This window comes from Paraburkholderia sp. BR10954 (assembly GCF_040965775.1).
Lineage (GTDB): Bacteria > Pseudomonadota > Gammaproteobacteria > Burkholderiales > Burkholderiaceae > Paraburkholderia > Paraburkholderia youngii.
Window position 1 is genome coordinate 318519 of the sequence record NZ_JBFRCK010000005.1, and the last position, 26473, is coordinate 344991.

The window sequence follows — 26473 nt, forward strand, 5'->3', positions numbered from 1 at the left end:
CTTTTGCGATCGACGTGAATGCGCCGCGCTGGCAGCGGATTTTCCCCACGAAAAAGGGGCTCAAAAGAAAAAGCGGATGACCGTGTCACAGCCATGCAGCTTCGGGATGAGCCGGCGTCGCGGACCGGCTCGTACTCAGTTAGCGCTGCGCGAGACCCGGTTCAGGGCGCCGCGACACCGCGCGTCGCCGGCGTATAAGGCGTGTAGAAGCTCGAACCCGCCCACGTACGCGAGGCTGCCGTGTAGAGCGGTGCGCCTTGCGTGTAGTTCGCGCCGTCGTGCCAGTCGCCCGAACCGGTGTACTTCGCGACCGCCGGGTACGGATAGACCGGACGCGAGGCCGTTACGTTGTTCGACGAATCGGTCCGATACGTCATCACTGAAGTCGGCACCCTGGATTCTTCGACCCAGTTGGTGATCTTCGACACGAGGTCGATATTCGGGTTGCCTTCGCCGCCACCGCAGTGGCCGACGCCCGGCACCAGATATAGCCGCGCGAACTGATCGACGCTCGACGTGCCCATCGTGTTCTGCATCGCCTCGTAGTACTGGATCGTGAACAGCGGCGAGATGTGCTGATCCGCCCAGCCGTGCCACAGGATCAGCTTGCCGCCGGCAGCATTGAACGCGGACAGGTCCGGGCTCGTCGCGTCGATGAACGGATGGTTCGCCTTCAGATAAGTCGGGTAGAAGCTGACGTCCTGGTAGCCGAAGGTGTCGATGGTCGGCATCGTCGGCGAGCCCGTGAAGATCAGGTTGTACGCGCCCGTCACGATCGAATAGCTGAACAGCTTCGTCACGGAATCCGGTGCATCCGTCGAGTTCGACGTCGGCACTTCGACGCCAACCCAGTTCGCTTCCGAACCGTACTGCGGCGAACCCGCCAGCATGTACTCGCCGGTCGTCGCATCGGTCGGACCGCTGTAAATGGCCTTCGCTGTCGTGACTTCAGCCGCGGTCAGGCAGTTGCTGGTGCTCGTCGCGTCGCTCGCGCACTGGATCGTCGCGGGATCGAAATGGCAGGTACGCGGATCGGCGATCAGGCCATCGGCCGCGCCGCTGCCGCCGGCGCACGCCGCCGCGACAGCTTTGTGCAGCAGCGTCGCCTTGTCGGCATACAGAATCGCATTGCCGGCGCTGGTGCCGGTCGTGCTTTGCGACTTCACGCTCCAGCCGTGATACAGCGAGTTCTGGATCTGGAAGTGCGCAGCCGGCGCGCCCGCGACGATACCGTTGTAGTCGGTCGGGTAACGTTGCGCGGCCATCAGCGCTTCGCGGCCGCCGTCCGAGCAGCCGATGAAGTACGAATACTTCTGCGTCTGTCCGTAGTAAGCCTTGATCAGTTTTTTCGCGGCGAGCGTCGTGATGTGCTGACCGCGATACGCGAAGTCAGCCTGCTTTTGCGGGTCCGTGGTCCAGCTCGAATCCTGGCCCGAGTGACCCATGTCGGTCGCCGCCGTCACAAAGCCGCCCTGCTGCACGAGCGGGCACTGGTACGAGAAGCTGAACGAGCTTTGCTGGGTCGGGTCGCTCAGGTTGCCGCACAGACCGCCGCAACCGAGTTCCGCGAAGCGCTGCGTCCATGTGCTGACCGGCAGAGCGACTTCGAAGGTGTTCGACGGAGCGAGCGTGCCCTTCACCGTACAGAACGCGACCGTCGCGCCGTTGACCGTTGCGTTGGTCACGGTCGCCGAGGTAATCGTACTACCGGCGCCGCCGATGTCGGTGATATCGATTGAAGCGAGCTTCGAGCAATCGACGACCGGTTGCACGGCTGCCAATGGCGTGTACGTGAGCGTGCCGCCACCGCTACCGCCACCGCATGCGGCGACGATCGCGGCCGTCGCGCAAACGCCGACGAACGTCAGCAGTGAAATGCCGCGCGCCTTGATGCGCGACAGCAACTTCAGGGGTTGCAGTGTTCTCATACTTGTTCTCCTGCGTGGTTGTCACGGTCCACTATTGGGCCCGTGCATGTGCTCGCGTTGCGCATCACGCATTCACGATGCGTGACGCATGTCTTCTTCACCTTCATCGATTCAAATCTCCTCTTTTATTACTTCGGCTTTTAGAAACGTCTTCGTTCTTCTGGTCGCGGCGGTGCGCTCGCACAGGCTCGCCGGGTTTTGACGCGACGTTAGCCAGACGGTGAATGACAGGAAATCGCGGGTTAACCACAAGGATCAGCGATATCGGCGGCTCTCCGATGCGCTCGCACGTCCAACTCGATGACGCTCGACACCGCGCTCGAACCGATGGCACAAGGAATGACGGGCGGCGCCGCAAACCGATTCGACCGTGTGCCGCTATCTCCCACGGTCGCACGCAATAATTTTTTTAGATGCGAAAAGAAACAAATTGAAATCGGTAGTCAATAGCACTATGAGTCGCCAACGACTTCCGCGAAGTGATGACGCGGGAAAGCGGAAAAGTACTGCTTCTATGCGTATTGCAACGACAACGACAGCCTCCGCGCGCGTGATCTCATAGAGAAGAACAAGACGTCAATCTCGGCTATTGCCAGGTTGTGGCATGAACCCAACGCCATTTCCACTCGCGTTGCGAATCAACGCGAAGAGCTTTCTGTTTTGTTTATTGACGCGTTGTCGTGACATTTGCGCTTCTTACACCTTCCATTCTCCTGCTTTACGACAAACAAACATCACGTTGCCGCGACGCAAACGCAAAGCTTTTATTTTTCAATGAGCTATCACGCATAGTCGGAACGAGATAGTCAGAGCGCCGCCTCGCGACTTCGCGTAAACCCCGCTATGTCGGACAGCCCGCATTTCGATCAGCTGCTTTTTTCGGTCCGGCTGCGCTACTTCCTCCGCAACATCGCGCCGACTATATTGAGCGCCGTTCACACCACCCCTTCACCAATACGGCAATAGCCATACGGCTTCGCTTGGCATGACGAAATATAAAAAGGAGATCATTTCAATGAAGAAGACGCAGCTCGCGCTCGCCATTTTCGCGGGTGCCTTGATGTCGACGGCAGCACACGCGCAAAGCAGCGTTACGCTATTCGGCCTCATGGATACCGGTGTTACGTATTTGAGTAACCAGGGCGGCAAACACAACGTGAAGATGGATGACGGCGTCAATGGCCCGAACCTGTGGGGCATGAGAGGCACAGAAGATCTCGGTGGCGGCACCAGGGCCATCTTCGAGCTCGTGAACCAGTACCAGCTGAACAACGGGCAATTCATGCCCAATTCGAGCCTGTTCAGCCGTCTTTCGTACGTGGGGCTCGTCGACGATCGCCTCGGCAAGTTCACGCTCGGTAATCAGTATGACTTCATGACGGACTCGCTATTCGCAGGCGGCAACGATCCTGCCAACGTCTCCGGCCACTTCTACGCATTCCGCGCGGGTCCGTTCCAGAAACTCGCTCTGCCGCAGAATCCGACCGGCGCGTTCGACTGGGATCGCATGGCCGGCGTCAGCCTCAATAACTCAGTCAAGTACGTGTCGCCGGTGTTCGGTGGATTCAGCGCGGGCGCGATGTATGGCTTCGGCAACGTGGCGGGCTCTATCGGCGCGGGCAATTCGACCAGCTTCGCGCTCAACTACGCGGCGAATTCCTTCGGCGTCAACGCCGCCTACACGAACGTGAAGTACTACACGGCCGGTTCCCCGCAGGTCAGCGTGCGCAACTGGGGGCTCGGCGCGCACTACGGATTCGGCTCATGGTTCACCAACGCGCTGTTCACGACCGTGCACAACTCGGCGAACGGCGGCTCGGTCTATGAAGGCTCGGTCGGGGTGCAGTATCAGTTCACACCGGCACTCGCCACCGGCGCGTCGTATTTGTACATGAAGGGCAATTCGGTCGTCGACAACAATCACGCGCATCAGGTCGCGGTGATCGTCGACTACTCGCTGTCGAAGCGCACGAGCGTCTACGTGATGGGTCTGTATCAGCGCGCAAGCTCCGGCGGCTTCGCGCAGATCAACGGCATGAATAGCGCGGACGGCGCATCGAGCGGCCAGACCCAGGCTATCGCACGGGTCGGCTTGCATACGCACTTCTGACACCGGAAACCGTCGAGGAGTTGGAGACGATCGCACGCACGTTCGATACGCCGCTGCTCGTGAACATCGTCGAAGGCGGGCGCACGCCGCAACTGACGCCGGCTGAATTGCGGAAGCTCGGTTTTTCGATTGCGATTTATCCGGCATCGGGCTTTCTGGCGGTCGCGAAAGCGCTGCAGGATGTCTACGGCCAGATCAAGGCGCAGCGCGGCACCAGGCACGTGGAAAACACCATGTACCCATTCTCCGAAATGTGCAAGTTGATGGGCTTCCCAGCGGTACGGCAGTTCGACCGTGAGCACGCCGAATGACGACGGGCTGACAAAATATTACGTTTTTTGCCGTGCTAGACGCGTAGCATATCGGGGGCATGTCCCGCGAGCGCCCCCACTCGCATTCGTCATTCAACCGCGGAGATTTCGGAAATGAGTATTTTTGGTGACATCGTGCACAAGCTGTTCGGCAAAGCGAAGCCGGACCAACCTCCCCCCGCGACGGAAGCCACCCCCGACCCGGCCGCCGCGCAAGCCGCGACGCCCAACGCGCCCGCCGCACCCGCACCGCTGACCGACGTCGACGTGGCCGCCGTGATGGATCAACTCGTCAGCGAAAGCGGACAGACGTTGAACTGGCGTACGTCGATTGTCGACACGATGAAGGCGCTCGGCGTCGACAGCAGTCTCGAACACCGCAAGCAGCTTGCGCAGGAATTGAAGTACAGCGGGGATATGAACGATTCAGCGAGCATGAACATCTGGCTGCACAAGCAGGTGATGCAGGCGCTCGCTGCAAACGGCGGCAAGCTGCCGCCCGATCTGGCAAGCTAGGCACGACAAAGCAGGCGTCTCGCAGAAAGCGAAGCGCAGCGCAGCGGAAGTCCCGCAGTAAAAATCAATCGCTCAAACGAAGTTGCCCGGTCGAATCACTGAACCGGGCAACTCGAACCTTCTCGGCGCGGCAATCAATGCTCGCGCAATCGGCTGGCAAAAAACGCGCATTGCACGCGCCCTGGACAGCACGATTGCCGTCAGCCCACGTATTCAAACGCGGCTGACCGAACAGATTGAGTTGGAATATCCGCGGCTATTGCGCCGCGGTGAGCTTGAGTCCCGGCCGCAGTGGCTGGGGGGGCTCCAGAGGAGCCTTGCGTTCGTCCGATACCTGTTCGATTCCCTTTCTCGTGACTTCTTCGAGGAAGGTCAGGCGAGCCCGATAGTAATCGGCACGCAACTGTGCGTCGAGCACCAGCTGTTCGGCCTGAAACAGTTCCATGCGCAAGTTGTTCAGCGCACGTTCGGCCTGTTTCTCGGGAGTAGGAGCATGTTGTGAAGCCCAGTTAGCAAGCCACCTTATCATGGTGAATCCCTCCTTGAGTTCAATGCTCTGCTGCGACAAAGGCTATCAAATAATGGACGCGGCGTGTGTTAAATCGTTACAGGCGTTGCAAGCTTCACTACTGATACCACAACCCGCGCGACAAGAAAAAAGCCCGCACAGCAAAGGCGGGCAATCCCACTCTCTTTGAAAGCGTGTCACGAGGATGACACGCCACAAGTTTAACCGTCATGCAACCCGCACCTACGTGTGCTGGCGATCAGTTCCGCACGAATATATCGATCGCCATTGAATCTATTGAAGCGCCGCCACGTTTTTCGCAATGGCCCGCGCAAACTGCGCGATCTGCCGGCCCTGCTCGATCAGATCCATCGCCAGCCGGAACGTGACGACGTCCGTCTTGTCGGCCAACTGAAGCTTCGCGAGCACGACCTGACGCGCGGTCGCGGCGAGTTTCTCGATGCCGGCTTTCGCGTCGATGACCTTCGCGACCTCCGCCGGGTCTGGCGCCTCGATCGTGCGGACCGCCTGCTCGAGATTGCGGATCACCGCCTCGGAAAACTGCGTGGTCGCCGCATCGCGCAGGCGCAACAGGTCGATCTGCTGCGTCATTCGCTGCTGCGCGACGCTCAGCAGCGTCGTGCCGACGATGCCGCTGATGCTCTCGAGGTGGCTCGTGACCTGCGTATAGCCGACCATCTGCTGACCTTCCTCCTCCGAGTGCTCCCCCTTCGACAGGCGACCGATATATTGAAGAATCTCGAAGGAGAGCCGATCGCTCTCCTTGTCCTTATCGAGCATCTGATTAATCTCTTCCATCGTGCCCGTCGACACCATCTGGGAGCCGCGTTGCACGACTTCGAGCACCTGCATGCCGAGCCGGGTCAGCTCGATGCGCACGCGCTGCAATCCAAGCGCCGGCACCGTCAATACCGACTCGTCGAGATACTGCGGATCGCCCGCGGGTTTGGCGGGCTTCGCGCGCTGCGGCACGACCAGTTGCGCGAACCGCGCGATGGGACCGGTAAACCAGATCAGCAGCAGCGTATTTGCGACGCTGAACAAAGTATGCACATTGGCTACCTGGCGCGGCGCCTCGGCCGCGAGGCGCTCGAGGCCCTGCAGGTCCGGATGCGACGGCGATATCCAGCGCACGAATTCCGCCATCTGAGGAATCAGGAAGAGCGCGATCACGACGCCGAGCACATTGAACACCAGATGCACGACGCCCACCTGCACCGCTTCCGGTGGCTTGCCGATCGATGCCAGCAAGGCCGTGCCGCAGGTGCCGACATTCGCGCCGAGAATCAGCGTGATGGCGGCTTCGAGCGGCATCAGGCCCTGCCCGCTCAGCGCAATCACGACCGCGAGCGTCGCCGCCGAGCTTTGCACGATCGCGGTGAAGACCGCCCCCACGATGACGCCGACGAGCGGATTGCGCATGTCCTGCATCGCGTCGATGAACGGCTGGTACGTGCGCAACGGATGCGTGGACTCGCCCATCAGTTGGATGCCCATGAACAGCAGGCCTAGCCCCATCACGACGCGGCCGATCTGCCGCAGCAGTTCGCGCGGGGCAAACGCGTGCAGCACGAAGCCGATCGAGAGCATGTAGGGCGTCAGACGCGAAACGTCGAAGGCGATGATCTGCGCGGTGATGGTCGAGCCGATGTTCGCGCCCATGATCATCGGCACCGACTGGGCAAGTGTCATCAGCCCGGCGGACACGAAGCCGACCATCAGCACCGTCGTGATGGTCGACGAGTTCAGCAGCGCGGTCACGATGGCACCCGCCAACACGCCGCGAAACCGGTTCGCGGTCAGCACGCCGATCAACGACTGCAACTTCGATCCCGCGATCGCCTTAAGCCCGCCGGTCAAGAACTCCAGCCCGAGAAGAAACAGCGCGAGGCCGCCGATCAACAGCCCGAAGATCCCAAGGATGTTCAACTTGTCGGGATCGATGTCAGCAAGATAATCAGCCATCCTGATGTGCCTCTGATGATCACACGAATAGATGCGGGAGCAAGGGACGGCTTCGCTCCCCGGGATCGACGATCCGTGCCGGCGGTCTGCCGCGCTGTGTCCGGGGCAGCTACTTAAGGCTAACGCTAAGGGTATGAGGAAGACGGCGCGCAGGCAAGGACAGGAAAGCGGCCGGCGGCATCGGGACCGCGGAGTTCGCAAAGCATTCAACCGTCAATCAAGATAAATTCATTGCCTCGTCAAACAACGATTCCGGCATCCGATTTGGCAGTTAACCCGTAGGTGAAAATGCCCATCGTCCCGGCCGTTTGCCGCTGCCAATAATAGGTTCATCCTCCAATCAAACTTGCTCAACTCACCCTAAACAAGAAGGAGGACTTATGGCAAATCGTGTTGCATACGTAACCGGCGGCATGGGTGGTATCGGAACCGCCATCTGCCAGCGCTTGCACAAAGAGAACTACACCGTCATTGCGGGCTGCGGACCGAACTCGACGCGCAAAGCCCGATGGCTGGAAGATCAGAAAGCGCTCGGCTTTAACTTCATCGCCTCGGAAGGTAACGTCGCGGATTGGGAGTCCACCGCCAAAGCGTTCGAGAAGGTCAGGACGGAAGTGGGCGAAGTCGACGTGCTCGTCAACAACGCGGGCATCACGCGCGACGGCATGTTCCGCAAGATGACCTACGAAGACTGGCAAGCGGTGATCGACACCAATCTCACGAGTCTGTTCAACGTGACCAAACAGGTCATCGAGAGCATGGTCGGCCGGGGCTTTGGGCGCATCATCAACATCTCGTCGGTCAACGGCCAGAAAGGCCAATTCGGGCAGACCAACTACTCCACCGCCAAGGCCGGCATTCACGGCTTCACGATGGCGCTCGCGCAGGAAGTGGCCACCAAGAACGTGACGGTCAACACCGTGTCGCCCGGCTATATCGGCACCGACATGGTCAAGGCCATCCGTCCGGAGGTGCTGGAAAAAATCGTCGCGACGATTCCGGTACGGCGTCTCGGTACGCCGGAAGAGATTGCGTCGATCGTCGCGTGGATCGCGTCGGATGAAGCGGGCTTTGCGACCGGAGCGGATTTCTCGCTGAACGGCGGTCTGCATATGGGCTAACGGGAACGGCGCCGCGTGTGACGCGGCGCAGCCGTGTTCCGTTATCGACGTTGTCAGGTTCCGTGATGGTTTAGCGGCCCGGCGCAAGCCGGCCGCCTCAGTGAGCATATGACCAGAAAAGCGAGCCCTACTCGCGCCGCACCCGCGAAGTCGCCGCGCACCCGCCCGAAGGCGATGCTGCGCCCGATCGTGCCTGCCAAAGCAGGCGAAATCTCGCTCGACTATCACATGACGCTCGAAGCATTACGCAGCGGCGTCGCCAATCAATATCACGTCGGCAGCATGGCGCAGGCCATTTACATGGCGATGCTGCTGAATCAGCGCGGCTATGGTTCGGCCGTACCCGAGCTGTTTCGCGACGCGGAGGGCGTGATTCTGCGCTGCCGCCAGGCGGGACTCGAAACCGGCATCTGTGTGGTCGATCACGACGCCTACGCGCTGCTCGGTCAGGTCCTCACGCTCTTCGATCAGCAACTCGCGGTGACGCCAGTGGGAGAGTTGATCGCGGTCAACGCGAAGCTGAAGACCCTGTTCAGCGCCGCCAACGGCCACTGCGACGTCGACGGCGACGAGAACACCGCGTAACGACGCGGGTTGGCATTTACTTGTGCAATGCGCCGCGCACATTAGATACATCGTTTCGCGTGACCGGTCCGGCCGCATTTCCCCATGTGGTTCGAACAAAGGTGAGCACACGGGCCATTTCCGTGTCCGTGAGCTTGCCGGCGAAAGACGGCATCTTGTGCGGCTCCGGTCCCGACTCGGTATGCGGACTGCCGCCGCCCTCGACCAGCAACCGCACCAGTGACGCGCTCGATGCCGACAGCACCGCGGGGTTGCCCGCGAGGCGCGGGTACTTATGCGGCACCCCGGCCCCGTCCATCTGATGACAGCGCGCGCAATACGACGCATAGATGCCCGCGCCGGGTCTTTCCACATCGCCGGTTTGCAGCGCCTGCACGGTTTGCTGCGCGGCGCTGGAGCGTGCGTTGAAATTGCCGCTCGGCGCGTGCGGCGGCAGGCTCTTCAGATACGCGGCGATCGCCGCGAGATCGTCGTCGTTCAGATACTGCGTGCTGTCTTCGACGACCTGCACCATGCTGCCGAACGTGATGAGTCCGCCGCCGTGACCGTGTCGCAGAAAGTCGACAATGTCGGCTGCGGAACTTCGGCCGAGCCCCGAGCCTGGGTCGGCGCTCAGGTTCGGCGCAAACCAGTGGTCGTTGGTGCCACCCGTCAGATAGGCCGATGCCGACTCGTCATAGCCGCGCTCTTCGTAGGCGGGTCCGCGCGGCGTGTGGCAGGCGCCGCAATGGCCAAGCGATTGCACCAGATACGCACCGCGATTCCACTGCGCGTCATGTTTCGCATCGGCCTTGAACTGGCCTTTCGGTGCGAACACCCAGTCCCAGAACATCAACACCCAGCGCTGATTGAATGGAAACGGCAAGCGCGTTTGCGGGGCCGGCACCGCGACCGGTTGCACGCCGTGCATGAAGTAGGCGTAGAGCGCGTGCATGTCGTCGTCGGTGATCTTCGCGAACGACGGGTACGGCATCGCCGGATAAAGCCGCTTGCCCCCGGGCGCGACGCCCTCGCGCAACGCGCGCGCGAAGTCGTCATAGCTATAACGGCCGATGCCGTATTGCGGGTCCGGCGTGATGTTCGACGTATAGATCGTGCCGAACGGCGACCCCATGCCGAGCCCGCCGGCAAACGGAGGCGTAGCTTCAGGCGCCGCGCCCGGATGCGGGACGCGCGGCGCGGCGGTGTGGCAACCGGCGCAATCGGCGGCTTTGGCGAGATATGCGCCGCGGGCGATCTGCGCGGCGTCGGTGGCGGTGCTGGCGGCGTTTGCCGTCGCGTCGGCCGCGCTGGCGGCGTGAACCGCCGCTGCTATCGTCAGCGCGCATGCGGCCACGATGCCGTATCTAACCGTGTCGAGAACGTCGCGCTTCATCACCACCACCTGCACGGCGACACGATCGCGACCGCGACATCCGTCGCGATCAATGCGAACAGAAATAGCATGCTGGTCATCACCGCGACATGCGTCAGAAACCAGTCGAGTTCGGCGCGCGTGCGACGCTCGCCGTTCAGCCCACCGAGTTTCAGCGGCGCGACGCGGCGCAGATTGCGCCATGCGACCCACGTGCCGAACGCGCCCGCGACCAGACACATCGTGCCGAGCGCGACGATCGCCGGACGCATCCACGACACGAGCGGCGCGCCGAGCGGATGGTTGTGCGGATAGCAGGCCTGCGCGGCGAGCGTTTCCGCGAGCATCATCTGCAACAGCCATGCGAACGGTGCCGCGAGCAGACCGATCAGCACGTAGCGCATCGAGATGTGCGAGTCTCGGGGCACCGTCGTCATGACCACTCCCGGAACAGATACGGCGTCAGATACAGCGTGCTGAAAATGAACAGCCACACGACATCGACGAAGTGCCAATACAGCCCGCCGATCGACAGTGCCGCGCAGCGCTTGTCGTCGAAATAGCCGAGCGCGGTCCAGATCGCCAGCAAGGTCAGCACGACGATTCCGACCAGCACGTGCGCCATGTGAAAGCCGGTAATCGTGAAGTACAGCGAGCCATACAGGTGCGAGGTCAGGCCATAGGGGTGGTTATGCCATTCGCGCAACTGAATGCCCATGAAGATGCAGCCCAGCACGATGCCCACCGCCATCGACGCGACCCCCAGCCGCAACCGCCGCCGGCGCACACAGCGCTCGCAGAACCAGACGAACACGCTGCTCGACAGCAGAATGACCGTATTCGCGCCGCCGAGCCCGAGCTCCGGCAAGCCCTCGGGCGGCCAACGCTGCTGGCTCTGCGACGCCAGATACAGATACGAGAAGATCAGATAGCCGAACAGCGCGCCTTCGGTCGCGATCAGCGTGAAGCAGCCCCACCAGCCGCTCGACCGCTCGCCCGCGCTGCCAACCGGCAATGCTCGCGCGGTCTGGTCCCGTTCGCTCGACGCGCGATTGAAATTCAGTGCATCGCTCATGTCAGCCTCCCGCGTCCTCGACCGCGACCGGCTCGCGCTGGATCAGCGCGCGCTCGGGCCACAGCCACGCGATGATCGACACCGCGCAACCGGCCAGCATCGCGCCCACGAAAACCCACGCGGTCAACGCGAGCCCCGCGAACAGTAGCGCGGCGAAGACCGCGAGCCAGAACGGCGCGTATGAATCTTCGGGCATCTTCAGGATCACGTCGGGACTCGCCTCCAGTGCGGTCGTGCCCAACGCTTCGCGACCTTGCGCGAGCAGATAGCCTTCGTCGAGTTGCGAGCGCGCTTGAACCGCCTCCCCCGGCTCTTCGACGCGTCCTTCCCACAATGGATGCCGGCTCGCGAGCGTCGGCACAACCGCGAAGTTGTACGGCGGCGGTGGCGAGCTGACCGACCATTCGAGCGTCGGCGCATCCCACGGATTGTTGCCGGCGAGCTTGCCGCGCTTCAGGCTCACCGCGATATCGATCAGAAACAGCAGCACGCCGGCCGCAAACAGGAACGAACCGAGCGACGTGACGAGGTTCACCGTATTCCAGCCCATGTCGGCGGGATACGTGTACATGCGGCGCGGCATGCCGAGCAGTCCCGCGATATGCATCGGAAAGAACGCGACGTTGAAGCCGATGAACAGCACCCAGAACGCGACCTTGCCGAGACGCTCGTTCGTCATCCTGCCTGTGAACTTCGGAAACCAGAAGTAGATGCCGCCGATCACCGGAAACACGTTGATGCCGAGCAGCACGTAGTGCAGATGCGCGACGACGAAGTAGGTGTCGGTGAGTTGCCAGTCGAACGGCACTGCGGCCGTCATCACGCCGGACACACCGCCGATCACGAACAGCAGCACGAAGCCCGCGAAAAACAGGAACGGCACGCGATACACGGGGCGGCCGGTCCAGATCGTCGCGACCCACGCGAACGTCGCGACCGCGCTCGGCACCGCGATGACCATGCTGGCCGAGCCGAAGAACGACAGCGCGAGCGCGGGGATGCCGGTCGCGAACATATGGTGAATCCACACGGCAAAGCCGAGCACCATCGTCGCGACCGTCGCCAACGCGACCGGCCCATAGCCGACCAGCGGCCGGCGGCAAAACACCGGCAGCGCATCCGAGACGATGCCCATCGCCGGCAGCACGACCACATAGACCCACGGGTGCGCGAAAATCCAGAACAGGTGCTGCCATAGCAACGGACGCCCGCTATTGAGCACGTCGAAGAAATGCGTGCCGATGCGGCGGTCCATCCACAGCATCAGAAACGCGAGGCTCACCGAAGGCACCGCCAACAGATTGCCGCCCGACGCGGTCAGCGTGCCCCACACGAGCACCGGCACGCGGTCGAGCGACATGCCCGGCGCGCGCATCCTCAGCAACGTGACGACGAAGTTCATCGAGCCGACCGTCGTCGAAATACCGAGCAGCACCATGCCGAGCGCATACACGTCGATGTTCGGGCCGTTGCTGTATTCGAGCCCGGACAGCGGCACGTAGTTGAACCAGCCCGCGTCGGGGGCCTGGCCGGTTGGAAAACTCGCATACAGGAAGATGCCGGCGAACAGGAACACCCAATACGACAGCGCGTTCAGGCGCGGAAAGGCCATGTCGCGCGCGCCGAGCACGAGCGGCCAGATATAGTTCGAAAAGCCGGACAGAACGGGCAGCGCGTACAGAAAGATCATCGTCAGTCCGTGCATCGTGAACAGCTGGTTGTACTGTTCGGGCGTGAGCACCGTTGCGTTGGGACGCGCCAGTTGAACGCGCATGATCAGCGCTTCGACACCGCCCATCAGCAGGAAGACGAATGCGGTCACCAGGTAGCGCAGGCCGATGGTCTTGTGATCGACCGTCGAGAACCAGCCCCGCCAGCCGGGCCGCGACTCCCAGATTTCGCGCAGCCGCTTTTCCTGCTCGCTGCCGGGTTCGACGCGGCCGCGCTGCGGCGTGCGGGTCAGTGCGGGCAGTGAAGCGGAAGCGGGATGATCGGACATTGAACGGGCTCCTCGCGTGCGATGCGCTTCAATGCAGCGTCGCCAGATACGCCGACATCGCGGCGGCCTCGCTGGTGGTCAGCGCGATACTGGGCATCAATCCGTCGGGCTTGATTCGCTGCGCGTGCTCGATCCAGTCGAGCAGATGGTCGGGCGTGTTGCTGAGCGCGCCTGCCGCAATCATCCGGCGCGAGCCGACATGCGTCAGATCGGGCGCCTGCACGCCGGTGGCCTTGGTGCCGCGAATCGTGTGGCAGCCCGCGCAGCGCTCTTCGAACAGATGCCGGCCGGCCGCGACCGCAGCGTCGCCCGTTGGCACGCTGGCCGCGCGTCCCTGCGCGTCGCGCCACGCGTTGAAGGCGGCGGCGTCCTGCGCGATCACTTCGAACGCCATATGCGCGTGCTGCGCGCCGCAGAACTGCGAGCACTGCCCACGATAAATGCCGGGACGGTCCGCCTGAATCCACTGCTCGTTGGTTTGCCCCGGAATCGTCTGCGTCTTGCCCGCGAGTTGCGGTACCCAGAACGCGTGCACGACGTCCGCGCTTTTGAGCTGGATCTTCACGGGTTCACCGACCGGGATGTGAATCTCGTTCGCGGTACTGAAGTTGCGGGCCGGGTTCGGATCGTCGCTGTAATCGGCCTTCCACCACCAGTCGTAAGCGGTCACGGTGATCGTCAATTGCGGATACGACGCGGGCGACGCCACCGATTCGAGCGTGATCAGGGCATAGACCAGCATCGCCAGCAGCACGACTGACGACACCGCGGTACCGATGAACACCCAGCGGATGCCACCGGGCTCGGCGCTCAGCGCATCCGGTCGCGCCGCGGGACGCTTGCGGACCATCGCGCCAATCAACAGACCGGCGACGATCAGCGTGACCAGCGTCACGATCGCGGTGAAAACCCAGCCGAGGTAAAGCGTCGGACGGGCCGCCGGGCCTGCCGCGTGCAGGAAGTAGTTCAGCGGTGCCACCGGGTTTGCTTGCGCGGAGTTTGCGGACGCGCTAGCCAGCGCCGCTAACGACGTGACGCTGGCGCGCCTGATGCGCCGTCCTGACGTTCCGGATGCTTGCGCTGCTGCCACTGGGGACCCCGCTGGTGATGAGCTTTCAACACGCGTCGCCCCCTGCGAACGAGACGACGCCCAATCAGGTCAGCAAAAATCAGGCCGCGTGCGCCGAGCTGTTGCCGTGAATAATTTAGTTTAATAGTTTCCTTCTCAAAAAAAATCGCCTTTAGAATGCCGCCCTGCATAACTTAATTATTTACGGGTTCACTGTTATCGGACACTCTGGAGGACAGGTGTTTCAATGCACGTTCGAATTGAATGGTAAGCCAATGAGCGAATTTAGGATTGGCGCTCTATCGTTTCCTGCATACTCTGGGCAGGGGAGTTATATCAATAAGGCGGCTGGAATGTGCACGCCGAGGATCGGCGCCATTCCCGTCGGCAGATACTATATTTTTGACCGTAGATCCGGCGGCATTCTTGGACCATGGAAAGATCGGCTTAACCTGAATGGCAATAACAAGAGCGAATGGTTCGCGCTCTACGCTATCGACGCTAATATCGACGACGATAAAGTCTTATGCGACGGCATTATTCGTGGCCAGTTCCGATTGCATCCGAAGGGCCGATTGGGGAGAAGCGAGGGCTGCATAACTATCGACCGACTCGCAGACTGGCATCATATTCGTTCGATATTTACCAACACGCCAAAAGTGTCAGTACCTGGATTGGAACTTAAAGCGTACGGTGAGGTGATTGTGAGATGAAAAAAGTCCTAATTTGTCTCGCGGTCGGTTTCGCCTTACTGCTCGCAATCTTTGCCAATGCGCTGTGGTGGATGATGAATCCAGAAGCGCCCTTGAACTTTTCGAATCCGATATGGAAATTGGCGGTTCGTGTGTACGGGGTCAAGACGGCATATCAGGAATCCGACCTCGCCTTCCTCATGTCATCGGCCGCAATCGTGCTAGGTTTCGCCGCAGCAGTTCTGCTTGTTTGGCGAAGCAAGAAGCGTGGTCAGCGAAAGCTCGACGACTAGCCATCTCGCGGTGGAAATAATCGCTAACTCCGCATCAAAAGTTGCGCCCGAAGCCCGCCGACCAGCGGGCTTTGTCGTTTTTGGGCTTCACCACGGTGACCCACCGTCAACTACCCGCTAAGCTCGCGAGAGCGCCACGCGCATCACCAATCAACGTCCGCCCGACCGGAAAGGCCATGCGTTCGAACGTCTCGCTGCTCCGCCGCCTCGCCGGCCTGCTGGTCGCTCTGCCCCTCGCCGCCGCTCTGCAAGGCTGCGCGAGTCCGGACACCGACGAGGTCGCGCGTACCGGCCCCTATCGCGCCGATATCCGCCGCACCGCGCTCGGCATTCCGCACATCAAAGCCGACGACTGGGGCAGCCTCGGCTACGGGTACGGCTACGCGCAAGCCCAGGACAATCTGTGCACGATGACCGAAAGCTTCGTCACCTATCGTGGCGAACGTTCGCGCTTCTTCGGCGCCGACGCGCGCCCCGCGTTAGGCGCGACGTTCGGCCAGCCCGACAACCTCGACTCGGATTTCTTCTTCCGTTTCATCGTCGACGATGCGACCGTCGCGCGCTACCGCAAAAGCCAGACCGAGGACATGCGCGCGCTGATCGACGGCTTCGTCGCCGGCTATAACCGCTACGTGGCCGATCTCGCGCACGGCGACTTTCCGGGCGCGCATGCGGCCTGCCGCGCGGCGCCGTGGCTCGGCAAGATCAGCGACGCGGACGTCTACCGGCGTCAGATCGCGGCGAATCTGGCCGGTGGCGAGGCCCGCTTCATCAATGCGATCGCGACCGCGCAACCGCCACAGGCGATGCCGAGCCCGCCGCAAAGCGGGTTGCAGGGTGACGCCGCCGTCGCTGCACCGCTCGCCGACTTCGGCGGCCATGCTGGCATCGGCAGCAACGCCCTCGCGTTCGGCGCGGACGCGACGCACACCGGCAGCGCGCTGCTGCTCGGCAATCCGCACTGGTTCTGGACCGGCCCCGATCGCTTCTACCAGGCTCAACTCACTATTCCCGGTAAGCTGAACGTCAGCGGCGTGTCGTTTCTCGGCGTGCCGCTGATCGTGATCGGCTTCAACGACAACGTCGCGTGGACGCATACCGTGTCCACCGCGAAGCGCTTCGGCCTGTTCAAGCTGACGCTCGAAGCTGGCGCGCCCACCCGGTATCAGGTCGACGGCAACAGCGTAGCGATGACGCCGACGCGCGTGAACGTCGCAGTGCGCGCCGCCGACGGTTCGCAGCATACCGTGTCGCGCACGCTGTATCGCTCGCGCTTCGGGCCGCTCGTCAACCTCCGCGCGATGTCGCCCGCGCTAGCGTGGAATGCGCAGCAGGCCTTCGCGCTGCGCGATATCAATACCGACAATTTCCGCACGTTCGAAAACTTCCTCGAATGGAATCAGGCGGCCTCGCTCGACGATTTCATCCGCATCCAGAAGAAGAACGCGGCGGTGCCGTGGGTCAACACGCTCGCGATCGGCCGCGACGATCCGCGCGTGTGGTACGCGGACATCGGCGCGATCCCGGACGTGCCCGACGAGTTGGCGCAACGTTGCACGCCGCCGGTCGGCCGGGCACTGGCGCAGATCATGCCCGCCGTGCCGGTCCTCGACGGTTCGCGCAGCGACTGCGACTGGCGCGACGAGCCTGGCGCGGTACAGCACCGGGCGTTGCCGGTCGCGCGGATGCCGTCGCTGCTTCGGCGCGACTATGTCGGTAACTTCAACGACAGCTACTGGCTCACCAACCCGGCCGCACCAATGACGGGCTACGCGAAGATCATCGGCGCGACCGACACGCCGCAGACGCTGCGCACACGGCTCGGCCATACGATCGCTGCGCAATTGCAGAACGATCCGCATGGCGTTTCCGCCGATGCACTCGGCCGCGCGGCGCTCGACAGTCGCTCGATGTCGGCGTTGCTGTTCAAGCAGCCCGTGCTCGACCGTCTGTGCAACAGCGGCGCGCTCGCGGACCTGCCGGCCGACCCGAACCCGGAGCAACAGCGCGCGGCGTGCAAAGTGCTGGCCGCATGGGACGATACGGCCGCGGCTGGCGCAGCGGGTGCAACCTTGTGGGACGAACTGTGGCGACGTCTGCTGACGATTCCGCCCGCGCAGTTATACGCGGTGCCGTTCGATCCCGCGAAGCCGTTGACCACACCCGCGGGCATCGCCGCCGATCCGGCGAAGCTCGCCGCCGCGCTGCATGACGCGCTCGCGGCACTGCAACGCGCTGGCATCGCGATCGATGCGCCGCGTAGCGCCGCCCTCTACGTGCAACGCAATGACGAGCGCATTCCGCTATTCGGCGGTTGCGACGCCGGTGGCTATTTCACCTCCGCGTGTGGCGCGCATCCATTCGACGCGAGCGGCTATTCGATGAACGTCAAGCCGATGGGCGACACGTATCTGCAGATCGTGTGGTTCTCGGACGGTCGGGTGATCGCCCGCACGCTGCTCGCGCCGTCTGAATCCGACGATCCGGCGTCGCCGCACTATGCCGACGGCACGCGCGATTACGCGGCCCAGCGCTGGACGATTTTTCCGTTCTCCGAAGAAGCGATTGCGCACGACCCGGCGTTGAATGTCCGCACGGTTAGTTCGTCGGACTCCGAGGGGAAAGGGCAATAAGCGGTATGACGGGCGACCCGCCCGTCGTCCGCAGAAGATCACAGATCGAGCACCAGCAGCGGCGACCTGGCACGCGAGCAGCACGGCAGGAACTGGTCGTTCGCCGCGCGTTCCTCGTCGGTCAGATAGGAATCCTGGTGATCCGGCTCGCCGGAGAGCACTCGCGTCAAACAGGTACCGCACACACCCATCTCGCACGACGTGATCACTTCGACGCCATGCGCGGCCAGCGCCTGCACGACCGTGCATTCGGGCGGCACGTCGATCGTCGCGCCGCTGCTCGCGATGCGCACCTGGAAGCTGCCGCCCGTCGCTGGCTGATTCGCGGCCGCGCCGAAAAACTCGTAGTGCAGCCTGTTTTCCGGCCAGCCCTTTGCGCGCGCGGTCTCGAGCACGAAATCCATGAAGCCGCGCGGACCGCACACATACAGATGCGTGCCGGGCGGTGCATCGCTTAGCGTCTGTTCGATATCGAACGTCGAGCCGCCAGGATGGTCATCGTGATGAAGCTGGACCGACTTCGCGAAGCCAGCTTGTGCAAGACGCTCGACGAACGCCGTGCGTTCCTTCGAGCGCGTGCAATAGTGCATGTCGAACGAAGCGCCCGTGGCGGCAAGCCGCTCGGCCATGCAAAGAATCGGCGTGACACCGATGCCGCCCGCGAGCAGCAGATGATGTGCCGCATCGTCAGCGAGCGCGAAATGATTGCGCGGCGCGCTGATCTGCAGGCGATCGCCCTCCCGAAGCAAATCGTGCACCGCTTTCGATCCGCCGCGTCCCGCTTCGTCGCGCAGCACCGCGATCAGATAGCGATGCGTTTCGCGCGGATCGTTGCACAACGAGTACTGACGCACGACGCCGTTGGGCAAATGCACGTCGATGTGCGAGCCGGCGTCGAAAGCGGGCAACGCCTGACCGTTTTCGCTCGCGAATTCGAAGCTGGCGATACCGGGCGCTTCGTCGCGCCGGCGCGCGACCACCACATTCAGCACGGGATGATTCATGTCGCCGTCTGCACCGGAATGACGCGCGTCGCTTCAACCCGGGGCCCGCTAGCCTGCGGTGCGCCCGTCTCCGCGCGCTCCAGCGCGACGAGCCGATCGATCACGCGACGCGACATCACACCGCCCGCATCGATATTGAGTTTCAGCAGATTGCGCTCGGGCCAGCGCAGCAGGTTCTGCTGCTGACGTTCGAGCATCTCCAGATCTTCGCTGAAGATCTTGCCCTGCCCTTCGCGGATGCTGGCGGTCAGCGCGGCATCGTCGGGACGGAAATTGCGCGCCATGCCCCAGAAATACCAGATCGACGTTTCGGTTTCCGGCGTAATGAAATCCACCACGATCGACGACGCCTTCTTGTCAGCGGGCGCGTGATAGCCGCCATGCCCGGCATGAGCGACGCCCACCTCGATCAGCACGTGACTCGGCGGCGTGAAGTGGCAGATCTGCCAGCGGTCGACGGGCACGTCGTCGGCGAGACCATTGCCGCGCAACGCCATCTTCCAGAACGGCGGCGCCGCGACGTTTTCCATGAAACGGCTCGTGCGCACGGTATCGCCTTCGGCCACGGTTTTCGGCGCGGCTTCGTCGATTTCCTTTTGCCCGATGCTGTTCGCGTGCACATAGGTCTCGTGCGTCAGATCCATCAGGTTGTCGATCATCAGCCGGTAATCGCAGCGAATGTGATAAAGACCACCGCCATATGCCCATTCGGCACTCTCGGCCCATTCCAGATGATGCAGTTTGGCGGCATCGGCCTGCGCCGCATCGCCGGGCCATACCCAGACGAAGCCATAGCGCTCGATCACGGGATAGCTGCGAATCGACGGAAAGCCGTTGACGCGTTGGCCCGGCATGCCGGTCGCCTTGCCCTGACAGCCCATTTCGAGTCCGTGATAGCCGCACACGAGCGTGCCGTCGCGCACGAAACCGAGCGACAGCGGCGCGCCGCGATGCGGACAGAAGTCTTCGAGCGCCACTACGGCGCCTTCCGCGTTGCGATAGAAAACCATCGGCTCACCGCAGATCTGCCGGCCGAGCGGCTTATCCGCGACTTCATCGGGCATACATGCGACGTACCACGCGTTTTTGGGAAACATGTCAGTCTCACTCCTTGTTGTCAGTTCGCGCACTTCATTCAGTCCACTCATTGAGATTCAGTGTACTCAATGTGCCTTTAATGATTAAATGAAGGTTTTCCCCTAGACCAACTTTCAATCAGGTAACACGAAGATCAATTTGCCATTTCCATTCGCGACGAAAAGGCACGAGGTTTTCAGAACTAATATGGTCACTTCAACCGATACCAGCACTTCCGCGATCAGCATCGATCTATACGACCAGCCCGGCCATCTGATCCGACGCGCGCATCAGATTTCCGTGTCCATGTTTCATGATCTGATCGGGCGCGAGGTGACGCCCGTGCAATATGCGGTGCTCAGAATGCTGCAGGAATTGCCCGGACTCGATCAGGTCACGCTCGCGCAGCGAGTCGGTCTCGACACGTCGACCACCGCCGATATCGCGGTGCGGCTCGAAGCGAAAGGCTGGATCGTGCGCGAAGTTCTGCCGCGCCGCCAGCGTCGTCTGTTACTGACGCCGGCAGGAGAGCAGTTGCTCGATGAATTGATCCCCGGCGTCAACGCGCTCAATCACGGCCTGCTCGACGGCATGGGCGACGAGGATGCGCGAGAGCTATTGAGGCTATTGAGAAAGTTCGTGCATCTGAATAACGACCAGAGCCGCGCGCCGCTGCGCAGTGCGAGCGACGACGCGACTCCGGACTAGCCCGCTGGCATCCGGCGCGCGGTCCGTGCTACGGCGCGATGTCCACCACGATCTTGCCGCGCACGTGGCCTTTCGCGAGCCGTTCCAGCGCCCTGGCCGTGGCATCGAACGAAAACCGTTCGGCGACCACGACACGCACGCTGCCGTTATTGATCAACGACGCGATCTCAGTCAATTGCCGCCCATCGGGCCGCGCGGTATAACGCGCGGCCCGCGCGCCATGACTCGAGGCCTCGGTCTGCGACGGCTCGTTGAGCGTCGAGATCAGCGCGCCGCCGGTCGCGACCGCCGACCAAGAGCGGCGCTGCGTATCGCCGCCGACCAGATCGAACACGAGGTCCATATCTCGCGCGACGTCTTCGAAACGCTGCGCGTGATAGTCGATCACGCGATCCGCGCCGAGCGAGCGCACGAACTCGATGCCGTCGCCGGACGCCGTCGCGTACACTTGCGCGCCCTTCTGCCTCGCGAACTGCACGGCGAAATGTCCAACGCCGCCCGCGCCCGCGTGAATCAGCACCCGGCAGCCCGCTTCGAGGCAGCCGTGCTCGAACAGGCCCTGCCACGCGGTCAACGCGGCGAGCGGCACGGCGCCCGCGGTCCCCGCGTCCAGTTTTTCCGGCGCATGCGCTAGCGCACTCGCGGGCACGACGACGAATTCCGCGTACGCACCCTGCCCCTGGCCAACGAAGCCATACACCTGCTCGCCCGCGCGCCATTGCGCGGCGCCCTCGCCGACCCGTTCGACCACACCGGAAAAATCGCGCCCCAGCGTATAGGGCATCTGTTCTTCGCGGATCAACGGGTACTGGCCCGCGCGTGTCTTCAGGTCGACCGGATTGACGCCGGCCGCGCGCACGCGCACCAGCACCTGGCCGGCGCCTGGCTCGGGGATCTCGATCTCCTCGGCCTTGAACACCTCGGGACCGCCGAAGCTGTGAATGCGATAAGCGAGCATCGTGCTCATGATGAGCCTTCTCCTTGAAAGGTCGTGTGTCAGCGGCGCTGCGTTTTCCGGCTGACCGCAAGCCGCGTTCCTCAACGAGCCCCCGAGCCGCGGCACGACATATGCGACACCTAACGATAGGCGCGCAGTCGTGATGTACTCATTCAAGGAGGAACCATGTCACAGCACCCCGCTCATTCCCAGGATCATCGTCATCCCGGCCAGCCGAATCCCGCTGACATCGAAAAGGCACTCAGTGGCGTGAATTACCCGACCACGCGCGAAAAGCTGGTCGCGCAGGCGCGCAAGAACCACGCGAATACCGACATCGTCGATCTGGTCGACCGTCTGCCCGATCACAATTTCGACAGCCCGGCCTCGGTCGCGAAGGAAATCGCGCGTATTCAATGACGCACGCCACACTCGACGCCCGAACGAAGAAGGCCGGCGATGCGCGCATCGGCATTTCCGGCTGGCGCTATCAAGGTTGGCGCGGCAGCTTTTATCCCGAGGATCTGAAACATGCAGCGGAATTGCAGTACGCGTCGGCGCGATTCGGCACGATAGAAATCAACGGCACGCATTACAGCCTCCAATCGCTCGATAGCTGGCAGCGTTGGTATGCGCAAACGCCTGACGGCTTCGTGTTTGGCATCAAAGGCGCGCGCTATCTGACTCATATGCTGCGGTTTCGCGATGCGAGCGCGCGCGTCGGCATCGCGAACTTCTTCGCGCAGGGCATGCTCGCGTTGAACGAAAAGCTCGGTCCGATCCTGTGGCAATTTCCGCCGTCCTTCCGATTCGAGCCCGACGCAATGGAACGCTTTCTGCAGGTGTTGCCGCCCGACACCGCGAGCGCAGCGGCGCTCGCCAGTCAACACGATAAGCGCGTCAAGACGCCCTACGTCGACATCGATCGCAAGCGGGTGTTGCGTCACGCGGTCGAAGTGCGCCACGCGAGCTTCGTCGATCCGGCGTTCGTGGCCTTGCTGCGGCAATACGGCGTCGGGCTCGTCGTTTCCGATTCCACCGAACCGTGGCCCGTCGCCGAAGATCTGACGGCGGACTTTGTCTACATCCGCCTGCACGGCAGCGAAGCCAAATACTCGGGTTCATATGGGGACGAAGCTCTGCAACGATGGGCCGAGCGAATCGATGCATGGCGCGGCGGCTCACAACCGGCCGACGCGCGATTGATCGCGCCGCAACTCGCGCCGCGCCGCCGGGCCACGCGAGACGTCTACTGCTACTTCGACAATGACGTAAAAGCGCGGGCGCCGTTCGACGCGCAACGATTGATGAAAGACCTCGGAGTGCAAGCGACGCAAGCGCCAGCATTACCCTGATCGCTTGCCGCCGTGGGCCAGCTTCTGCGCGGTGCGCAGCGCCGCGACGATGCGCTCGTACACCTCGCGACGGGTTTCAGGGTCCGGCGCGCGCAGCGCATACGATGGATGGTACGTCGCGACCACACGCTTCTCGCCGCGTTCGAGCGTTTTGTCGAACGCGTCCTGCAAACGCGCGTGCGGATCGTCGACAACCGCTTTCAGCGCGGTCGCCCCGAGTGCGACGACCACGCGCACATCCGGCATGTCGAGTTCCTGTTCGAGCCAGTAGCTGCATGCTTCGACTTCGCGCTGAGCGGGCGTTTTATGCAAACGACGCTTGCCGCGAGCAATCCACTTGAAATGCTTGACCGCGTTCGTCACGTATACGTCGTTACGCTTGACGCCGGCTTCTTCGAGCGCTCGGTCCAGCAACGCGCCGGCCGGCCCGACGAAGGGCTTGCCCTGCAGGTCTTCCATGTCACCGGGCTGCTCGCCGACCAGCACGATCGACGCATGCCGCTGCCCTTCGCCGGGCACGGCCTGAGTCGCATTGCGCCAGAGCGCGCAGCGGCGGCAATCGCCGAGCTTCGCCGGATGCTGATCGGGTTCGACATCCGCTGGCTCGGATTGCGCGTCGCCATGCGCGCGCTTTTTCTGCGGTTTGTCGGTCATGGGTACGACCGCGCGTGCCGAAGCAGCTTATTTCTCGTTCTTCTTCGGAATCTTCGCGCCCGACTTGCGCGCCTGGTTCAATGCGATCGCGACAGCCTGCTTGTGCGGCTTGCCATGCTTCGACTCGGTCTTGATGTTGTGCGACACCGTCTCTTTCGATGTACCTTTCTTCAGCGGCATGATCTTCTCCGGGTGTAGATGACGAAAGGAAAAATCAGGACCCGCACGCAATGGCGTTCCTGCACCGAAACTGCGCAGCATACGCTGTGCCCGCGAGTTCGTCGAAATCACCCGGAAACACCCGTCGCCGACGCATTCAACGCCAGCGACACACCCCCCACCAGAATCAGACTCGACGCCCACACCGCATCGAGATTGAACCAGCTGCGCGACACGAACCTGAGTCCGAGATAGCGATAAACGAGCCACGCGAGCACGCCGCCGGCGATCGTCATCGTCGCCGCATGCACCGCGGAGACCGACAGCGCCATGCGCAGACTCGTTTCGATCAGAGCCTGGGCGGCTTGGTGCGCGCTGTCCATGGCGTCGGCGCGGCACAGGCCGAGATAGATCGGCACCAGCATCAAGCCGGCCCCGTGCGCGATCGCCACCGCGAACGACCATAGCGCGAGCCGAGACGGCGGAATTCTCGCCAGCACGCGCGGATGACGGCGGCGCATCAGCAACACCAGACCGAAGCCGATCACCAGCAAACTCGCGCCGATCTGCATCTGACGCTGCCACGCAAGCAAGCTCACTAGCATCGCGAACGGCAGCATCATCAGCAGTATCGCGAGCGCGTGCCCGGCCGCGAGGTAAAGAAGCGCGACGACCAGCGCTTGCGAGCGCCGCTGCATCAGCGCGTTCGACACCGCGAGCGGCCACCCCATTGCCGGATTGAGCCCGTGGTACACGCCGCTCGCGACGACGGCGAGCCACAGTGCCGCTTGCGGCGACACCGAGCCGCTCAAACGCCCACCGACGGATAGCAGAAAGAATCGGTAGAACAGTCGCCGCCTTCGAGACGGATCTGGTGCGCGCGATAGCCAGCGGGAAATTCGACGAAGTAATCTTCGACGAGTTTGAGACCGCCATTCGGATCGGCATGCGCCATCACTTGCACGCCGGGCACACCGTCCGGATAGAACTGGTCGTCCCACGTCGAATAGAGCGAGTTGGTCCAGTAGACGCGCTTGCCATCGCGACTGATCTCGACCATCTGCGGACCGCCGGCGAAAGCCTTGCCGTTCGGATGCGGCGTACAGCGTTCGATGCCGCCAATGCGCACCGAGCCCGTCAATTTCGGCTTGCGCGGTTCGGTCACGTCGTATTGGCGCATCTCGCCGGTGCCCCAGCACGAGACGTAGAGGAATTTGTCGTCGATCGAAAGATCGATATCGGTGACGAGCGGCGGCACCGCGCCGAAACCTTGCAGCAACGGCGGCAACTCGTCGGCGTGGGCGGGCTCCGGCGGAATGGTCGCGGTCTTTTCGATGTGGAAGTGGCCGCCTTCGCGCCACCAGGTCCAGATCGACCCTTCCAGATTCGTGGTATCGACCACGACGCCGATAAATCCGTACTCGCGGCTCGGATCGTGCGCGGGCCGCACTTCGAGCGCCATCTGATGGTTCGCGCCGAGATCGAGCGTCTGCACGTTGCGCCTTGCGCGCAGATCCCAGAAGTGCACGCGGTGGCCATATTTGTTCGAAAGCAGGTCTTCAGGCACGATGCCGTTTTCGAATTGCGGCGGCAGCGCCCATTCGGTCGACACCATGTAATCGCGCGGCAGATTCCACCAGAAGTCGTAATGCTTTTCTTGCGCGCCGCGCTCGATTTCCCAGCGTCCCAACACCTCGAACGTTTGGCAATCCATGATGAAGATTCCGGGCGGCCCGTCGGTGCCGTCCTTGCCGCCACCGCCGAGCGTGCTCACGTAGATGCCCTCCGGTCCGCAATGCACGGTGTGCGGACGCGAATAGCCGGTCTTGCGGAAGATTTCCTCTGGCTCGATGATCTTGTGAATCTTCGCCTGGGTCGGATGCGGCTTCGTATCGACGATATAGATGCGCGACGAGCGCATGCCCGGAATGATCAGATAGCGTCGCTCGAGAAATGCGTGGCCCGTCAATGGCGACAACGCGGACGAACACGCGTTCCAGCCGAAGTGATGAAATTCGTCGCCCTTGTTCGGCACCGGCACCGTGTGGACCACCTGGCTATAGGTCGGCGAACCGGGCTTCACGTCGATCACGGCGAGCGCGTCGGGCTGCGAGGAATCCGGACTTAGCAGCACCGTGTACGCGTATTCTTCCGCAGGCGCATCCATCGCGAGCTTCGGCGATGCATGAAAGGTAGGATCGGGGCGCATTCCCATGACGGCACTCTCCCTGTCGTTCTGAACGAAAGTCCGGCCCGCCAAAAATCGAGCCAGCGCGTAGCCTTACATTTGTAGTTCACGACAGCGACGGACGCAACCGGATATTTGCACCCGAACGCAGGATGCGATCCGACAGCTAAGCGCGCCGCGCCGCAAGCGCCCGCGCCGACGCCGCGAAGCG

Annotated in this window: 27 protein-coding genes; 13 read left to right on the plus strand and 14 right to left on the minus strand. The window is 62.6% G+C overall.

Annotated elements, in window-relative coordinates:
- Positions 1-161: 161 nt before the first annotated feature.
- Positions 162-1928 carry a tannase/feruloyl esterase family alpha/beta hydrolase gene (locus AB4Y34_RS10770; protein ID WP_368716001.1) on the minus strand — a complete coding sequence of 589 codons (1767 nt, stop codon included), beginning with the start codon at positions 1926-1928 and terminating at the stop codon, positions 162-164.
- Between the two features lie 300 nt (positions 1929-2228).
- Between AB4Y34_RS10770 and AB4Y34_RS10775 the strand changes: the two genes are divergently transcribed.
- The 5 genes from AB4Y34_RS10775 (at position 2229) to AB4Y34_RS10795 (ending at position 5367) form a co-directional block, all read left to right on the plus strand.
- Entirely contained in the window at positions 2229-2378 is a 150-nt protein-coding gene (locus AB4Y34_RS10775; RefSeq protein ID WP_368716002.1) for a hypothetical protein, read from the plus strand.
- 565 nt (positions 2379-2943) lie between these two features.
- Positions 2944-4038, plus strand: coding sequence for a porin (locus AB4Y34_RS10780; RefSeq protein WP_368716003.1), 1095 nt, complete (start codon positions 2944-2946; stop codon positions 4036-4038).
- A 20-nt stretch (positions 4039-4058) separates the two neighbouring features.
- Complete coding sequence (locus AB4Y34_RS10785; RefSeq protein WP_368716004.1) at positions 4059-4349, plus strand: hypothetical protein; 291 nt, start codon at positions 4059-4061, stop codon at positions 4347-4349.
- Between the two features lie 114 nt (positions 4350-4463).
- Positions 4464-4865, plus strand: a complete 402-nt coding sequence (locus AB4Y34_RS10790) for a DUF3597 domain-containing protein (RefSeq protein WP_176379642.1) — start codon at positions 4464-4466, stop codon at positions 4863-4865.
- Between the two features lie 82 nt (positions 4866-4947).
- The gene (locus AB4Y34_RS10795) at positions 4948-5367 is read left to right on the plus strand and encodes a hypothetical protein (protein WP_176379643.1); all 420 of its coding nucleotides are present in this window, start codon (positions 4948-4950) and stop codon (positions 5365-5367) included.
- Between the two features lie 300 nt (positions 5368-5667).
- Here the strand turns inward: AB4Y34_RS10795 and AB4Y34_RS10800 are convergent, their stop codons facing one another.
- Entirely contained in the window at positions 5668-7359 is a 1692-nt protein-coding gene (locus AB4Y34_RS10800) for a Na/Pi cotransporter family protein (RefSeq protein WP_368716005.1), read from the minus strand.
- 380 nt (positions 7360-7739) lie between these two features.
- On the opposite strand from AB4Y34_RS10800, the gene AB4Y34_RS10805 reads away from it, so the two are divergent.
- Together AB4Y34_RS10805 and AB4Y34_RS10810 are read left to right on the plus strand one after the other, a co-directional pair.
- Positions 7740-8480 carry a 3-ketoacyl-ACP reductase gene (locus AB4Y34_RS10805; RefSeq protein WP_176107575.1) on the plus strand — a complete coding sequence of 247 codons (741 nt, stop codon included), beginning with the start codon at positions 7740-7742 and terminating at the stop codon, positions 8478-8480.
- 108 nt (positions 8481-8588) lie between these two features.
- Positions 8589-9065, plus strand: coding sequence for a Fis family transcriptional regulator (locus AB4Y34_RS10810; RefSeq protein WP_368716006.1), 477 nt, complete (start codon positions 8589-8591; stop codon positions 9063-9065).
- Between the two features lie 16 nt (positions 9066-9081).
- Here AB4Y34_RS10810 and AB4Y34_RS10815 read toward each other — a convergent pair whose 3' ends face one another.
- Genes AB4Y34_RS10815 through coxB form a run of 5 tightly spaced genes read right to left on the minus strand, consistent with a single transcriptional unit; the run spans position 9082 to position 14511 of the window.
- Positions 9082-10440 (minus strand): cytochrome c, encoded by a 1359-nt coding sequence (locus AB4Y34_RS10815; RefSeq protein ID WP_368716007.1) that lies wholly within the window; start codon positions 10438-10440, stop codon positions 9082-9084.
- Positions 10440-10856: a hypothetical protein gene (locus AB4Y34_RS10820; protein WP_176379647.1), complete on the minus strand. Its 417-nt coding sequence runs from the start codon at positions 10854-10856 to the stop codon at positions 10440-10442. Before AB4Y34_RS10820 ends, AB4Y34_RS10815 begins: the two co-directional genes overlap by 1 nt.
- Positions 10853-11494, minus strand: coding sequence for a heme-copper oxidase subunit III (locus tag AB4Y34_RS10825; RefSeq protein ID WP_368716008.1), 642 nt, complete (start codon positions 11492-11494; stop codon positions 10853-10855). Before AB4Y34_RS10825 ends, AB4Y34_RS10820 begins: the two co-directional genes overlap by 4 nt.
- Position 11495: 1 nt before the next feature.
- The gene (gene ctaD, locus AB4Y34_RS10830; protein ID WP_368716009.1) at positions 11496-13493 is read right to left on the minus strand and encodes a cytochrome c oxidase subunit I; all 1998 of its coding nucleotides are present in this window, start codon (positions 13491-13493) and stop codon (positions 11496-11498) included.
- A gap of 28 nt (positions 13494-13521) precedes the next feature.
- Entirely contained in the window at positions 13522-14511 is a 990-nt protein-coding gene (gene coxB, locus AB4Y34_RS10835) for a cytochrome c oxidase subunit II (RefSeq protein WP_368716052.1), read from the minus strand.
- 290 nt (positions 14512-14801) lie between these two features.
- Between coxB and AB4Y34_RS10840 the strand changes: the two genes are divergently transcribed.
- From AB4Y34_RS10840 to AB4Y34_RS10850, 3 genes are all read left to right on the plus strand, one after another.
- Positions 14802-15275 carry a DUF2778 domain-containing protein gene (locus tag AB4Y34_RS10840; RefSeq protein ID WP_368716010.1) on the plus strand — a complete coding sequence of 158 codons (474 nt, stop codon included), beginning with the start codon at positions 14802-14804 and terminating at the stop codon, positions 15273-15275.
- Positions 15272-15547, plus strand: a complete 276-nt coding sequence (locus AB4Y34_RS10845; protein ID WP_368716011.1) for a hypothetical protein — start codon at positions 15272-15274, stop codon at positions 15545-15547. The genes AB4Y34_RS10840 and AB4Y34_RS10845 overlap by 4 nt, the downstream gene beginning before the upstream one ends.
- A 176-nt stretch (positions 15548-15723) precedes the next feature.
- A complete protein-coding gene (locus tag AB4Y34_RS10850) occupies positions 15724-18180 on the plus strand; it encodes a penicillin acylase family protein (protein ID WP_368716012.1) in 2457 nt (818 codons plus the stop codon).
- Between the two features lie 38 nt (positions 18181-18218).
- Here the strand turns inward: AB4Y34_RS10850 and AB4Y34_RS10855 are convergent, their stop codons facing one another.
- Positions 18219-19184 carry a 2Fe-2S iron-sulfur cluster-binding protein gene (locus AB4Y34_RS10855; protein WP_368716013.1) on the minus strand — a complete coding sequence of 322 codons (966 nt, stop codon included), beginning with the start codon at positions 19182-19184 and terminating at the stop codon, positions 18219-18221.
- Positions 19181-20281 (minus strand): Rieske 2Fe-2S domain-containing protein, encoded by a 1101-nt coding sequence (locus AB4Y34_RS10860; RefSeq protein WP_368716014.1) that lies wholly within the window; start codon positions 20279-20281, stop codon positions 19181-19183. Before AB4Y34_RS10860 ends, AB4Y34_RS10855 begins: the two co-directional genes overlap by 4 nt.
- Before the next feature lie 187 nt (positions 20282-20468).
- Here AB4Y34_RS10860 and AB4Y34_RS10865 point away from each other — a divergent pair, with 187 nt between their 5' ends.
- Positions 20469-20969, plus strand: a complete 501-nt coding sequence (locus AB4Y34_RS10865) for a MarR family winged helix-turn-helix transcriptional regulator (protein WP_176107565.1) — start codon at positions 20469-20471, stop codon at positions 20967-20969.
- Positions 20970-20997: 28 nt separating this feature from the next.
- On the opposite strand, the gene AB4Y34_RS10870 is transcribed toward AB4Y34_RS10865, so the two are convergent.
- A complete protein-coding gene (locus AB4Y34_RS10870; protein WP_368716015.1) occupies positions 20998-21936 on the minus strand; it encodes an NADP-dependent oxidoreductase in 939 nt (312 codons plus the stop codon).
- A 156-nt stretch (positions 21937-22092) separates the two neighbouring features.
- Between AB4Y34_RS10870 and AB4Y34_RS10875 the strand changes: the two genes are divergently transcribed.
- Together AB4Y34_RS10875 and AB4Y34_RS10880 are read left to right on the plus strand one after the other, a co-directional pair.
- Positions 22093-22326 (plus strand): DUF2795 domain-containing protein, encoded by a 234-nt coding sequence (locus AB4Y34_RS10875; RefSeq protein ID WP_176107563.1) that lies wholly within the window; start codon positions 22093-22095, stop codon positions 22324-22326.
- Positions 22323-23261, plus strand: a complete 939-nt coding sequence (locus tag AB4Y34_RS10880) for a DUF72 domain-containing protein (protein WP_176379656.1) — start codon at positions 22323-22325, stop codon at positions 23259-23261. Before AB4Y34_RS10875 ends, AB4Y34_RS10880 begins: the two co-directional genes overlap by 4 nt.
- Here AB4Y34_RS10880 and AB4Y34_RS10885 read toward each other — a convergent pair.
- The 4 genes from AB4Y34_RS10885 to AB4Y34_RS10900 all read right to left on the minus strand — a co-directional run bounded on the left by AB4Y34_RS10885 (position 23253) and on the right by AB4Y34_RS10900 (position 26289).
- On the minus strand, positions 23253-23915 hold the full coding sequence (locus AB4Y34_RS10885; RefSeq protein WP_176107561.1) for a UdgX family uracil-DNA binding protein: 663 nt from the start codon (positions 23913-23915) through the stop codon (positions 23253-23255). The genes AB4Y34_RS10880 and AB4Y34_RS10885 overlap by 9 nt on opposite strands.
- A 27-nt stretch (positions 23916-23942) precedes the next feature.
- Entirely contained in the window at positions 23943-24095 is a 153-nt protein-coding gene (locus tag AB4Y34_RS10890) for a DUF6496 domain-containing protein (protein ID WP_368716016.1), read from the minus strand.
- Between the two features lie 107 nt (positions 24096-24202).
- Positions 24203-24886 (minus strand): hypothetical protein, encoded by a 684-nt coding sequence (locus AB4Y34_RS10895; protein ID WP_368716017.1) that lies wholly within the window; start codon positions 24884-24886, stop codon positions 24203-24205.
- Positions 24883-26289, minus strand: coding sequence for a selenium-binding protein SBP56-related protein (locus AB4Y34_RS10900; RefSeq protein WP_368716018.1), 1407 nt, complete (start codon positions 26287-26289; stop codon positions 24883-24885). The genes AB4Y34_RS10895 and AB4Y34_RS10900 overlap by 4 nt, the downstream gene beginning before the upstream one ends.
- Positions 26290-26473: the final 184 nt, after the last annotated feature.